Genomic DNA, 12638 nt, shown 5'->3' with positions numbered 1-12638 from the left:
CCTTGTCCGGCCCGGCGTCCCCTACCCGGGGGGGGGGGGGCGGGGCCCCCCCCCCGGCCCCCCCCACCGCGGTCTGGCGGGCGAACACGACGAAACGCGTCGCCGGTGGTCACCGGCGCGGGGCTGACGGGTGTGGTGGTGTGTCGTCTTCTTTCTTCCCGGTGACCCTCCGCGGGGTTGCCGGCTCGGGCAGGGTGCGCAGCAGCAGCCAGCTGAGCGCCGGCATCAGGACGAGCGGGGCGAGGGCGGTCCGCAGGGACGTGGCGTCGGCGAGCCGGCCGATGAGCGGGCTCACGAGACCGCCGACGCTGACGGCCAGACCGAGGGTGATTCCGCCGGCCGTGCCGACCCGTGTGGGCAGGTAGTCCTGGGCGAGGGTGACCTGGAGGGAGAACGGCACGTACAGACCGGCGGACGTGAGTGCCACGCACGCGTACAGAGCGGGGCCGGGGACGCACACCACGCCCGCGACCGCCGGTACCGAGACCAGGTACGACCAGCGGCACACCGTCACGCGGTCCCACCGCTCGGCCAGCGCACCGCCCAGCACGGAGCCCACCGCACCTCCGAGATAGAGCACGAACAGCGCGACGGTGCCGGATGCCCGGCTACCTCCCACACGGTGCGCGGCGTACAGGGGGAGAAACGTGCTCAACCCGATGAACACGACCGAGCGGCACACCACGGCCAGCGACAGCTTCACGAAGGACGCCGTGTCGTCGGCCCCGGCCATCGGTTCCGTACCGGCCTCGACGGACGGCCGTCGCCCAGGTGCGCGCAGGACGGCCGCACCCGACGCGGTCCCGATGAGGGCCGGCAGCACCAGCAGCGGCGTCCGGTGCAGCCCGCCCGTGCCCACGACGGCGCCGACCAGGAGCGGGGCCAGGGCGAAGCCCACGTTGCCGCCGAGCGAGAACCAGCCCATGGCGCTGTGTGCGCCCGCGGCCGCCTGCCGGGCGACCCGGGCGGACTCGGGATGGTAGGCGGCCACTCCGATCCCGGACAGCGCCGCGCACCCCAGGGTGAGGGCGTAGGCGCCGGCGAGCCCGCTCAGCGCGATACCGACGCCGGCCAGCAGCGTGCTGACCGGCAGCAGCCAGGGGACGGCCCGGCGGTCGGTGAGAGCCCCGAAGAACGGCTGCGCCACGGACGACAGCAGGGAGGCGGCGAGTACGACACCGGAGGCCGCGGCGTAGCCGTAGCCGCGCTCGGCGACGAGAAAGGGGATCAGGGACGCGACGGCGCCCTGGTAGACGTCGACGCAGGCGTGCCCGGCGGACAGCAGGGTGATCGATGTGTTCCTTCGCACCCCGCCATGCTCCGGCCAGGCCGGACTGTCGAACTTCCGATAATCTGCCAGGCGATGACGGAAATCCGCCACCATCCGACGGCTCCGACGCGCACCCGGCGCCTGGCGTCCCGTGCGGCGATCGGGGCCCACCGGCACGACGACCACCAGATCGTCTACGCGGGCCGGGGCGTTGTTGCCGTCACCACCGACGCGGGTTCCTGGGTCGCCCCGGCCACCCGTGCCATCTGGGTGCCGGCCGGCACGGTCCACGCCCACGAGGCGCATGGCGAGCTGGAGCTGCACCTGGTGGGGCTGCCGGCGACCGAGAACCCGCTGGCCCTGCACACGCCGACCGTCCTCGCCGTGGACCCCCTGCTGCGCGAGCTGATCATCGAGTACACCCGTGCGCCGGACGACGGCAGCGCCGAACGGGCCCGGTTGCGCGCGGTGTTGCTCGACCGGCTGAGGGCCTCGCCGCAGCAGCCCCTGCACCTGCCCACGCCCTCCTCCCCCCTGCTGCGCACGCTGTGCGACATCCTGCGCGCCGATCCGGCCGACGGCCGCACCCTGGCCGAGCTGGGCCGGGAGGTCGGGGCGAGCGACCGTACGCTGTCGCGGCTGTTCCGCGGCGACCTCGGCATGACGTTCCCGCAGTGGCGCACCCAGTTGCGGCTGCACCACGCGCTGGTCCTGCTGGCCGAGCAGACTCCGGTGACCACGGTGGCGCACCGGTGCGGCTGGTCCTCGGCCAGCGCCTTCATTGACGTCTTCCGCCGCACCTTCGGCCACACACCGGGCTTGCGCCCGAGGGGCACCGGCGGGTCGGTCGGCTGACGCCGGCGCGACGTCACAGGCATGACGAGGCCGCCGGACGCCGCTCGGTCCGGTGGCGGAGGCTGAGGCGGGCGGAGATCCCGCCGTGCGCGGCCCCGTGCCCCGGCCCGCGGCACAGCGCGCCGAAGGAGCACCGCGCACCGTTCATGGCGGAGACCCTCCCGTGGCCGTCTCCACCGTGCGCAGGTGCGCGGGCGCCGCTGCCCAGGGAGCCGCCCGCGTGGCGCGGGCCGCGCGGGAGCGGTGCGCGGGCGAGGATGGCGAAGGGGAACAGCCGGCTGGGAGGCGGATATGACGGTGAACCGTGTCGGCCTGGTGGTGCACGGCGGCCGCACCGAGGCCGTGGCCGCCGCACGCGCGGTGCGGGCGTGGTGCGCGGAGCACGCCGTGGGGTGTGCCGACATCGACGTGTGGCAGGAGGGAGCGCGGCACAGCGCCCGGGAGGAGGTCGACGCGGCGGGCGATCCGGACCTCATCGTCACCCTCGGCGGCGACGGCACGTTCCTGCGCGGTGCCCGGCTGGCGGCCGAGAACGACGCCCTGGTCCTGGGCGTCGACCTCGGCCGGGTCGGCTTCCTCACCGAGGTCCCGGCCCCGGCGGTGCGCGCGGCGCTGGACGCGGTCCTTGCCGGACGGATCAGTGTCGAGAGCCGGATGCTCCTCACCCTGCGGGCGTCGTGCCGGCTGGAGGTGCCCGCGCAGATGGAGGCGCTGCTGCGGTACGGCCGCGGGCCGATGCTGCCGCCGCCCCGGGTGCGGACGGAGTGCGTGGCGGGTGACGACTGGGGCGTCGCGCTGAACGTCACGGCGCTGAACGACGTCGTCGTGGAGAAGCTCGCCAGGGACCGGCAGGTGTCGGTCGGTGTCTATCTGGCCGGCCGGCTCCTGGCCTGCTACTCCGCCGACGCGCTCCTGGTGGCGACGCCCACGGGCTCGACCGCGTACAGTTTCGCCGCCGGCGGTCCGGTGGTCTCGCCGCGCGCGGAGGGGCTGGTGTTCACGCCGGTCGCCCCGCACATGGTGTTCAACCGCTCGGTCGTCGCCGCCCCCGACGAACCGATCGCCCTGCGGATCCTCGAACGGTCCGGCCAGGCCGCCGTCAGCATCGACGGCCAGCTGCGCGGGGTGCTGAGCCCCGGGGACTGGATCGGCGTGTATGCCGCGCCCCGCAGGCTGAAGGCGGTCCGGCTGGGCCCGACGGACTTCTACGGCCGGCTGCGCGAGCGTATGAACCTGACCGACGCGCCGGCCGCGCTCGCCGACGGCGAGGCCGCTCCCCTGTGGCCGGTCACCACGCCCCCACCGGACGACCTCGCCCACCTGGCGCTGCCTCCGACTCCCGGGAACGGCGCACGGCCGTCTTGAGGCCGATGGGTGTGTGCGGGCCTCTCGGACCACGTGGGCGCTGGAGAGAGCCCACGTCGCCGTGACCGGTCAACGGTGTCCGCACCGGGGCACGGGTGATCCGCGCCCTCGGACGCCGTGACAGGTCCAAGGGCGCGGACGAGCGCCGGTGGCAGGACCGCGCCCGCCCCGGCCACGCGGTGCTGCTGGGGCGGGCGTCCCCGGCGGCCTTCCGGCCGGGCCTGGACCCCAGCGGCCGGACGGCCGGACCTCCGTGCCCGCTCGGCTCAGTTCGTCGTGGACGACCCCCTGCGCGGGAGCTTCCAGTTCGGCCGCGGGAAGTGGCACGTGTAGCCATTGGGATAGCGCTCCAGGTAGTCCTGGTGCTCGGGTTCCGCCTCCCAGAAGTCACCCAGGGGTTCCACCTCCGTGACCACCTTTCCCGGCCACAGCCCGCTCGCCTCGACGTCCGCGATCGTGTCCACGGCGACGCGGTGCTGCTCTTCGTCGGCGTAGAAGATGGCGGACCGGTAGCTGCGCCCGATGTCGTTGCCCTGGCGGTCCCTGGTGGTGGGGTCGTGGATCTGGAAGAAGAACTCCAGGATGTCGCGGTAGCTGGTGGTCGTGGGATCGAAGAGGATCTCGATGGCCTCGGCGTGGTCGCCGTGATGGCGGTACGTCGCGTTCGGGGTGTCACCGCCGCTGTAGCCGACGCGCGTGGAGACCACGCCCGGCTGCTTCCGGATCAGATCCTGCATGCCCCAGAAACAACCCCCTGCGAGTACGGCCCGCTGGTTTTCCACGGTCATCGGTCACTCCTGACGCTCGAGCCCGGCACCGCTGTCGGCGCGCCGGTGTACACGATCACCCTAATACCGGCTGCGCACTTAGCTGGTCTAGTCCTCTTGACGAGGCGATGCGCGTCCAGGCCGGCGGTCCGCTGCATCCCCCAGGGCAACGGGCCGCACGCGTCGCTTCGCCGGGACCGGGCGTCGCGGATCAGCTGGTGTCCCGGGTCCGGTGTGCGTCAGGACGCCCGCCGGACCCGGGGTCGGGCAGATAGCTCGCCAGGCCGCGCAGGATGATCTCCAGGCCGACGTCGAACCTCTCGTCGGACGAGTCCGACACGATCAGCCCGGCCAGGGCACGCAGATGGGGGAATTCCGCCGCGGGCAGGGACGCGAAGTAGTCCCGCATCTCGTCGGCCATCTCACGCCAGTCGGGGCGGGCCAGGGAGGAGTCGGCACCGCCGTGCCGAGCGGCCCGGTCCTGCCACATGCCCTCCTCCAGGACGAACCCGTCGATGTAGGTGGAGATGAGGTCACCGGCCTCCGCCGCGATGTGGTCGGGCAGCCCCGCGGTGCGGAAGATGGCCAGCAACGCCTCGACGTGCGGCAGCAGTTCGGCCGTGAAGGGGACGTGGGCCATGGAGATCCGGGCCATGTCCCGGTGCGCCAGCAGGCGCCGCCGCCCCGAGCGGGCGTAGTCCCGCACCTGTTCCCGCCACCGTTCCGGGTCGGGTTCGGGCAGGGTGAAGCCGTCGAAGAGCCGCGTGTACATCAGCTCCAGGAGGTCGTCCTTGGAGCTGACGTGGACGTAGAGGGCGGAGACCGTGACGCCCAGCTCGGACGCCACCTGACGCATCGACAGGCCGTCGAGCCCCTGGCGGTCCAGCACGGTGAAGGCGGCCTCGACGACCCGTTCGCGCGACAGCGGCTCGCGCCTGCGCATCACGTGGGTGCGCGCCCGCCGCTCGCGGTCCCAGGGGGACGCCGGAGGGGAGTTGCGGGCGTCGGAGGCCTCGTCGGTCATGCGGCCAGTCTAGGTCTCGGGGAGAACAGTGTTCTCCGGCACTGAGCGGCGTTCAGTGCCAGACGCGATATAGCTTGTCGCTGCCCGCAGATTGCGCTATATCTTGATGAACGCCGTTCTCTCATTGAACACTGTTCTGCCCAGGGGGTTCCGATGTCCACCACCGGTGTCGCGTCCGTCGAGACGCCCGCCGACTCTCCAGCGCCCTACCGATGGCGCTGGGCTGCTCTCTTCGTCATCCTCGCGGCCGAGGTGATGGACCTCCTCGACGCCGTCGTCACGAACATCGCCGGCCCGTCCATGCGGGCCGACCTCGGCGGCGGCGCCTCCACACTGCAGTGGCTCGCCGCCGCGTACACGCTCTCGATGGCCGTCGGGCTCGTCACCGGCGGACGGCTCGGGGACATTCACGGGCGCCACCGGATGTTCCTGGTGGGAGCCGCCGGCTTCACCGTGGGATCGCTGCTGTGCGCGCTGTCCGTGTCACCCGAGATGCTGATCGCCGCACGCGTCGTACAGGGACTGTTCGGCGCGGTGATGCTGCCGCAGGGCCTCGGCATGATCAAGGAGATGTTCCCGCCGCAGGAGTCGCAGAAGGCCTTCGGCATGTTCGGCCCGGTCATGGGACTGTCCTCGGTGTGCGGGCCGGTCCTGGCGGGCTGGCTCGTGGACGCCGACTACCTCGGCACCGGCTGGCGGATGATCTTCCTGATCAACCTGCCGCTGGGCGTCGCCGCCTTCCTCGGTGCCCTGCGCTATCTGCCGAGGAGCCTGTCCGGCACCAAGCCGCGCCTCGACATCCCCGGCATGCTCCTGGTCTCCCTGGCCGCGCTGCTCATCATCTTCCCGCTGGTCCAAGGCCGTGAGTACGACTGGTCCGGGTGGACGTTCCTGATGATGGCCGCCTCGGTGGTCGTCTTCATCGCCTTCGGCGTCTACGAGGTACGCCGCAGCAAGGCGGGCCGGGACCCGCTGGTCGTCCCCGGCCTGTTCCGCAAGCGGGGTTTCAGCGGCGGCATGACCCTCGGGCTGGTGTTCTTCTCGACCATGCAGGGCTTCATGCTGGTGTTCAACCTCTACACCCAGATCGGTCTCGGTTACTCGCCGCTGAAGGCGGGACTCGTGATGGTGCCCTGCTCGGGCGGCATGATCGTCGGGTTCGGGGCCGCTCAGGGTGTCGCCCGGTTCGGACGGGCCGTCCTGCAGGCCGGCACGCTGGTCATGGCGGCCGGTGTGTTCGGGGTGTGGCTGACCCTCGACAGGGTGGGGTCCGACGTCGGCCCCTGGCAGCTCGTGCCGTCGCTGCTCGTCACCGGCGTCGGGATGGGCCTGCTCATGGCGCCGTTCTTCGACATCGTGCTCGCCAGCGTCGAGCAGCACGAGACGGGTTCGGCGTCCGGCACGATGACCGCGATGCAGCAGCTCGGCGGCGCTTTCGGGGTGGCCCTCCTCGGCACCGTGTTCTTCGGTCTGCTGGGCGGTGGGATCGCCACCGCCGTCGGCCACCACTCCGGCGCGCTGCGCGGACAGCTCGCCGCCGCGCACGTCACGCCCGCCGCTCAGGAGCGCCTCGTGGCCGACCTGCGCACATGCGCCTCGGACCGCGCCGTGGCCAAGGACCCCGCCACGGCCCCGGCGTCCTGCGCGCGCCTGGAGCGGGACACCCGCGCGGCCGTCACCTCACCCCAGGCCGCCGCCCGGATACCCGGCGCGCTGCGGACCACCACGTCGTCGGCCTTCCGGAGCGGTTTCGGCTCCGTCATGAAGACGGTGCTGTGGATCGTCGACGGCATGCTCGCCCTGACCTTCCTGCTCGCGTTCCTGCTGCCGCGCCACGCGCGCCCCGAAGGGTCCGCCGGGCACTGATGCGGGCCTGCCGGCACCGGATCCAACGGGGCGGGCGGGCCCCTGGGGAGAAACGCCGGGCCACCCCGGCTCCATGGGGTGGGGCCGGCCCGGTGTCCGCCCGCGTGAGGAGGGCCGACGGGCCGGCCCGTGCGCCGACGTCGGCCGTCGGACCGGGCCACGCCTCCGGGACCGTCCGGGGACACCGGTCCGCCCTCGGCGGGATACGGTGGCCGCCGCCGCGCGAACAGCGGAGCGTTCCGCCCGCTCCGGCCACGGCTCCGTGCACGGCCCGTTGCGCGGAAGGACCCCGGGCGGCACGCCGCGCTCGGGCACCCGCACGCCCGGCCCGCCGGCCACCTCGCACGCGACGCGCCGCCGTCACCTGCACCGGCGCGCCGGATACGACGGGCCCGGTACGGGCGGTCGCGTGCACGGAGGAGGATCGAGCTGCCTCCTGACACGCGGACTGACACGCGCGGAAGGCGGGGCGCCGCGTCAGCCCTTCAACGCCTCGGGGTTGGCGCAGTGGGCCAGTGGCGCGCCGCGGAGGAAACGGGCGGCGTCCGCGGCGACGATCCGGGCGGCCTTGTGGGCGACCTCACGGCTCGCGCCGGCGATGTGCGGGGTGAGGATCACGCCCGGGGTGGACAGCAGGCGCGAACCGGCCGGTACCGGTTCGACGGGGAACACGTCGAAGCCGGCGGCTGCCAGATGTCCCGAGTCGAGCGCGTCGCACACCGCGTCGTAGTCGACCAGGGCACCCCGGGCGCAGTTGACGAGGACGGAGCCGCGCGGCATCGCCGCGATCTGGGCCTGTCCGATCATGCCGCGGGTCTCGTCCGTCACGCGCGCGTGCAGGGAGACGATCCGGGAGCGGCTCAGCAGTTCGTCCAGGGACACGAGCCGTGCGACGCCCCGCACCGCCTCCGGCGGCACATAGGGGTCGTGGACGAGGACCGTGGCCCCCATCGCGGTCAGGACCCGGGCGACGCGCGAGCCGATGGCGCCGAAGCCCACCAGGCCCACGACCGAGCCGTCGATCTCGGCACCGCAGCGCGTGTAGTCGTAGTAGTCGCCACGCCAGGTGCCCTGCTTCAGGTCGGTGTGGACGTCGCCGATCCCGCGGGCCGCGGCGAGGACGAGCGCCAGGGTGTGCTCCGCCGTGGCGACGGCGTTGCGGCCCGGGGCGTAGCAGACGGCGACGCCGTGGCGGGTGGCGGCCTCCAGGTTGGCGTTGACCGGTCCGCCCCGGCTGACGCAGAACAGCTCCAGATCGGGGCAGGCGGCCAGCACCCGTTCGGTGAGCGGTGCCATCTGGGTGACACAGATCCGTACGCCGCGCAGCGCCTCGATCATCTCCTCCTCGGTTCCGGACGCCTCGTCGACCTCGGCGACCTGCACGAACGGGGTGTGCGGCCACGGCAGTTGGAGCTGCCGGATGTCCAGGTCGAGGCCGGCGGGCGCGGCGGCGCGCAGTTCCTGTGCGAGCAGCCCGGGCAGGACGAAGTGGTCGCCGGCGGCGAGGACGGTGGTGGGCACGGTGGTTCTCCCGGAGAGCGAGGGATCAGCGAACGGGGGCGTTGAGGCGGAGCAGGGACGCCTGGCCGTCGCGCAGCCGCAGTTCGGTCAGGGCGCCGTTGTGCAGGGCGGGGAAGACCTGGCGGTAGCGCGCGAGGGGAATGCCGAGCAGCCGGCACAGCACCAGGCGCAGCAGAGTGGAGTGGGCCACGACGAGGACACGCCCGTCGGGAAGCTTGTGCGCGGCCTCCTGAAGGCAGTCGACCGCACGGTCCGCCGCGGTGGCGGGGTGCTCTCCGCCGGGCAGATGGTGGGCGACCGGGTCGGCGAGGAAGGCGGCGAGTGCCTCGGGGAAGGCCTCGGCCATCTCGGCGCGGGTGAGACCGTCGCCGCGGCCGAAGTCCACCTCGTAGAGGCGCTCGTCGACCCAGGGCGTGAGGCCGAGGGCGGTCGCCGCGGGCTCGGCGGTCTGCCGGGCCCGGGACAGCGGTGAGCAGAGTACGGCGTCCAGGTGCTGTCCGGCGGCCCACATCCCCAGCTCGGCGGCCTGCCGGCGGCCGAGCTCGGTGAGCGGCACGTCGGTGCGGCCCGCGTAGCGGTTCTCCGCGTGCCAGACGGTCTCCCCATGGCGGACGAGGACGAAGTCGGTCACGGGAGGGCCCTTCCGCGCGCGTGGTCGGCCACGGCCGGTGCCAGCCAGCCGCGGCGGACCAGCGCGTCGACGAAATCGAGGTAGACGGGGAGCAGGCGGGCGGTACGGGCGGGGTCGGGGCGGAGTTCGTCGCGCAGCCGCACCATGGCGCCGGCGGCCTCCTCCAGCGTGGCACCCGAGGCGGTGGCGGCGAGCACCGCCATGCCGAGGGCGCTCTCGGCCTGCTCCGGCAGCCGGGCGGGGCGGCCGAGCACGTCGGCGCGCAGCTGCGCCCAGTAGCGGTTGCGGGCCCCGCCGCCGGTGAACGTGAGCGGGCCGTCGACCGGGGCGCCGAGGTGGTCGAGGTAGTCGAAGCAGAGCCGTTCGAGCAACGCCACGCCCAGCAGGCAGGCGTGGAACTCCTCCGCGTCGCCCGAGGGTTCGCCCAGGACGAAGGATTCGGCGCCGGGAGCGCGGAACGGGAAGCGCTCTCCGCCGGAGCCGACCAGCGGATAGACGACGGCGGTGGAGCCGGTCGCGGCGGCCCGCGCGGTCAGCGTGTCGAGGTCGGCGGGGCTCGCCGCGGGGAAGCGGTGCGCGAGGACGCCGGCGCCGCTGCTGGAGGCCCCGCCGGGCAGCCAGGTGCCGCCGGGGCCGCGGTGGCAGTACACCACACCACCGGGATCGCGGACGAGGTGGGGGCTCGCGCCCTTGCACACCAGGGTGGTGCCCAGCACGGAGTTCCAGGAGCCGGGGGTGAGCGCGCCGGCTCCGATCTGTGCCGCGCAGCCGTCGGTCATGCCCGCGGTGATGGGGGTGCCGGCGGGGATGCCGGTGGTCTCGGCGGCCTCGGTGCACACCGTGCCCAGGACCGTTCCGGGCCGTACGACGTCGGGCAGCAGGCCGCTCGGGACGCCGAGCGCGTCCAGTTCGGCGTCGGGCCACCGCTCGGCGACCAGGTCGTAGCCCGTCTTCAGGGCGTGGCTGGCGTCGCTGGGGACCTGGTGTCCGGCGAGGCGCCAGGTGATCAGATCGGCCTGGTGCAGCAGCCGGGCCCCTGCCGGGAGGCGCCGGTCGCCCCACCGGCTCGGGTCGTCCAGCAGCCAGAGCAGTTTGGGCAGTGCCCAGGACGGCTGCATGGCGCGGTAGCCGAGCTTCTCCCACACCCGCGCGCCGCGGGCGTTGACGCGGTCGGCGTACGCGTCGGCCCGGCGGTCGTCGTACATGAGGCCCGGGGTGAGGGGGATGCCCGCGGAGTCGGCCAGGAGCACGGTCCCGGACGTGGCGTCCACGGCCAGGCCCCGCACCCGGCGCGGTTCGATGCCGGTCAGGGCCTCGCGGCCGGCGGCGGCGAGTGCGGACCACCACTGCTCGGGGTCCTGCTCGTGGCGTACGCCGTCACGGCGGCCGGTCAGCGGTCGGGAGGCTGCCCCCAGCAGCCGGCCGGTGCCGTCCACGGCGACCGCGCGGGCGCTCTGGGTGCCGAGGTCGAGTCCGAGGTGGACGGCATCGGGTGACAGGGCGTCAGACATGCGGAGTCTCCGGGGTGCGGGCCGGGGAGGCGGCCGGTACGGCAGCGGGCGACGGGGCGGACACAGCCGCGGGCACGGGGGCCCAGCCGAGGGAGCGGGCGGCGTCGCGCCAGGTCAGGTATGTGTCGTAGAGGCCGTCGTAGAACGCGGCACGTCCGGGGTCCGGTTCCCAGCTCGCGCGCATGCGGACGTACTTGGCTGCGGCGCTGTGCATGCTGGTCTCCGCCCCCGTGAGGACGAGACCGGTCAGGAACGCGCCCTTGGCGCCCAGTTCGGTGTCGGCGCCGCGGGCCGTCGGCACGCCGGTGACGTCCGCGATGAGTCCGCACCAGGCGTCGCTGGCGGAGCCGCCGCCGCACAGGCGTAGTTCGTGGACGTCGGTCCCGGACGCGGCCAGGCAGTCGCGGACGACGAGGGACAGTCCCTCGAAGACGGCGCGGGCGACATGGGCGGGGGTGTGGTCGAGGGACAGGCCCCAGAAGGCGCCGCGGGCGTGCGGGTCCAGGAACGGGGCGCGCTCACCGGCGGGCGAGAGGTACGGCAGGAACGCCAGTCCGGCCGCCCCCGGTTCGGTGCCGAAGGCGAGCCTGCCGAGGGCGGCGGGGTCCTCGACGGCGAGGGTGCGGCAGGCCCAGTCGAGGACCTCGGTGCCGGAGAGGGTGGGGAAGGCGCGCAGGATGCGTTCGCGACCGCGATAGGCGATGTTGATGCCGCACGGCTCCCCGCTCGTGTCCGGCTCGCGGGTGACGATCTCGGTGCACAGGGTGGTGCCGAGGATGGCGCACGCCTGGCCGGGGTTGACGGCTCCGGCACCGCGGGCGGTGGCGGCGATGTCGTAGGGGGCCATGACGACGGGCAGCCCGGCGGGCAGGCCGAGTTCGGCGGCGGTGTGGTGGGTGATCTCGGCGATGCGCTCGTGCTCGCCGAGGATCCGTGGCAGCAGCGGCTCGGCCCACTTCATCGCGAAGAGGTCGAGGATCACGGGGTCGTACGCGCCGGTGGTGTGGTCGAGGAAGGGTGCCGAGGCGTCGGACTCGTCGATGGCGGTGACCCCGGTGAGCTTCAGGAACAGCCAGCCGGCCGCCGTCAGCGCGGTCCGGGAGCGCCGCAGTCTCTCCGGGTCGTGCTCGGCGAACCAGCTGAGCACCGCGTTCGGCATGCCGCCGCAGGTGAGCGAGCCGTTGCGGCGGAACGCCTGCTCCAGGACTCCGTCGGCCTGCCACCGGGTGAGCAGGTCGCCGGCGCGCCCGTCGGACCACAGGATCGCCGGGCCGGTGGGACGTCCGTCGCCGTCCACGAGCCAGCACCCGTCGCCCTGGGCGGTGAAGCTCACCAGCCAGACCGGGTCCTGGGCGGGGCCGGGCTGGGACAGGACGCCGCGCACGGTGTGCACGACCCCGTTCCACACCGCGTCCATGTCCTGCTCGGCCCAGCCGGGACGGGGCCGCAGCACCTCGGTGCCGATGCGGGAGACCGCCAGCTCCCGGCCCTGGTCGTCGAACACGACGGATTTGATGACCGAGGTTCCGACGTCGATGGTGAGAACCGACATGACTGCAATACCTGCCCCTTCGCAAAGGCCCGCGCCCGCGGAACGGATCTGTCGGATCGAACGGTCCGGCCCCGGGCGGCTCGCAGAAATCAGGAAACGCGGATCGGAAGAGGCCGTCAATCGGCACCGCGACTTATCCCGCGGCCGGCCCCGCGCGCCGTGTTAATTTCCCTGCCGGATCCGGCGCGCCACCCTGCGCGTACGCCGCTCACCGGGGCACCGCCCAGGCCAGGGCCCGCCCGGCCCGTGTTACGTTCATGTGGGAATCTCATGAGC

At 73.6% G+C, this 12638-nt stretch carries 10 protein-coding genes; 3 read left to right on the top strand and 7 right to left on the bottom strand.

The window, feature by feature from the left end:
* Positions 1–109 precede the first annotated feature (109 nt).
* Positions 110–1309, bottom strand: a complete 1200-nt coding sequence (locus tag ACWC94_RS08205) for an MFS transporter (RefSeq protein ID WP_450795574.1) — start codon at positions 1307–1309, stop codon at positions 110–112.
* Between the two features lie 54 nt (positions 1310–1363).
* Here ACWC94_RS08205 and ACWC94_RS08200 point away from each other — a divergent pair, with 54 nt between their 5' ends.
* The gene (locus tag ACWC94_RS08200) at positions 1364–2125 is read left to right on the top strand and encodes an AraC family transcriptional regulator (protein ID WP_450795573.1); all 762 of its coding nucleotides are present in this window, start codon (positions 1364–1366) and stop codon (positions 2123–2125) included.
* A 291-nt stretch (positions 2126–2416) separates the two neighbouring features.
* Positions 2417–3490, top strand: a complete 1074-nt coding sequence (locus ACWC94_RS08195) for an NAD(+)/NADH kinase (RefSeq protein WP_450795572.1) — start codon at positions 2417–2419, stop codon at positions 3488–3490.
* Positions 3491–3756: 266 nt separating this feature from the next.
* Here ACWC94_RS08195 and msrA read toward each other — a convergent pair whose 3' ends face one another.
* Both msrA and ACWC94_RS08185 read right to left on the bottom strand, forming a co-directional pair.
* The gene (gene msrA / locus ACWC94_RS08190) at positions 3757–4278 is read right to left on the bottom strand and encodes a peptide-methionine (S)-S-oxide reductase MsrA (RefSeq protein ID WP_450795571.1); all 522 of its coding nucleotides are present in this window, start codon (positions 4276–4278) and stop codon (positions 3757–3759) included.
* A 190-nt stretch (positions 4279–4468) separates the two neighbouring features.
* Positions 4469–5281 (bottom strand): TetR/AcrR family transcriptional regulator, encoded by an 813-nt coding sequence (locus ACWC94_RS08185; RefSeq protein WP_450795570.1) that lies wholly within the window; start codon positions 5279–5281, stop codon positions 4469–4471.
* 153 nt (positions 5282–5434) lie between these two features.
* Between ACWC94_RS08185 and ACWC94_RS08180 the strand changes: the two genes are divergently transcribed.
* Positions 5435–7147: an MFS transporter gene (locus ACWC94_RS08180; RefSeq protein ID WP_450795569.1), complete on the top strand. Its 1713-nt coding sequence runs from the start codon at positions 5435–5437 to the stop codon at positions 7145–7147.
* Positions 7148–7624: 477 nt separating this feature from the next.
* On the opposite strand, the gene ACWC94_RS08175 is transcribed toward ACWC94_RS08180, so the two are convergent.
* From ACWC94_RS08175 to ACWC94_RS08160, 4 genes are read right to left on the bottom strand one after another with little or no spacing between them, the layout of a single operon-like run.
* A complete protein-coding gene (locus ACWC94_RS08175; protein WP_450795568.1) occupies positions 7625–8668 on the bottom strand; it encodes a 2-hydroxyacid dehydrogenase in 1044 nt (347 codons plus the stop codon).
* Between the two features lie 25 nt (positions 8669–8693).
* Positions 8694–9299 carry a histidine phosphatase family protein gene (locus ACWC94_RS08170; RefSeq protein ID WP_450795567.1) on the bottom strand — a complete coding sequence of 202 codons (606 nt, stop codon included), beginning with the start codon at positions 9297–9299 and terminating at the stop codon, positions 8694–8696.
* The gene (locus tag ACWC94_RS08165; protein WP_450795566.1) at positions 9296–10810 is read right to left on the bottom strand and encodes an FGGY-family carbohydrate kinase; all 1515 of its coding nucleotides are present in this window, start codon (positions 10808–10810) and stop codon (positions 9296–9298) included. The genes ACWC94_RS08170 and ACWC94_RS08165 overlap by 4 nt, the downstream gene beginning before the upstream one ends.
* On the bottom strand, positions 10803–12362 hold the full coding sequence (locus tag ACWC94_RS08160; protein WP_450795565.1) for an FGGY family carbohydrate kinase: 1560 nt from the start codon (positions 12360–12362) through the stop codon (positions 10803–10805). Before ACWC94_RS08160 ends, ACWC94_RS08165 begins: the two co-directional genes overlap by 8 nt.
* Positions 12363–12638: the final 276 nt, after the last annotated feature.

It is taken from the genome of Streptomyces sp. NPDC001135 (genome assembly GCF_053598395.1).
This window is presented reverse-complemented; position numbering and strand designations above follow the sequence as displayed.

Bases quoted from the DNA above. Each gene is read 5' to 3' on its own strand.
- ACWC94_RS08200 (WP_450795573.1), top strand. From the start codon at position 1,364: ATGACGGAAATCCGCCACCATCCGACGGCTCCGACGCGCACCCGGCGC.
- ACWC94_RS08180 (WP_450795569.1), top strand. From the start codon at position 5,435: ATGTCCACCACCGGTGTCGCGTCCGTCGAGACGCCCGCCGACTCTCCA.
- ACWC94_RS08185 (WP_450795570.1), bottom strand. From the start codon at position 5,281: ATGACCGACGAGGCCTCCGACGCCCGCAACTCCCCTCCGGCGTCCCCC.
- msrA (WP_450795571.1), bottom strand. From the start codon at position 4,278: ATGACCGTGGAAAACCAGCGGGCCGTACTCGCAGGGGGTTGTTTCTGG.
- ACWC94_RS08165 (WP_450795566.1), bottom strand. From the start codon at position 10,810: ATGTCTGACGCCCTGTCACCCGATGCCGTCCACCTCGGACTCGACCTC.
- ACWC94_RS08160 (WP_450795565.1), bottom strand. From the start codon at position 12,362: ATGTCGGTTCTCACCATCGACGTCGGAACCTCGGTCATCAAATCCGTC.
- ACWC94_RS08195 (WP_450795572.1), top strand. From the start codon at position 2,417: ATGACGGTGAACCGTGTCGGCCTGGTGGTGCACGGCGGCCGCACCGAG.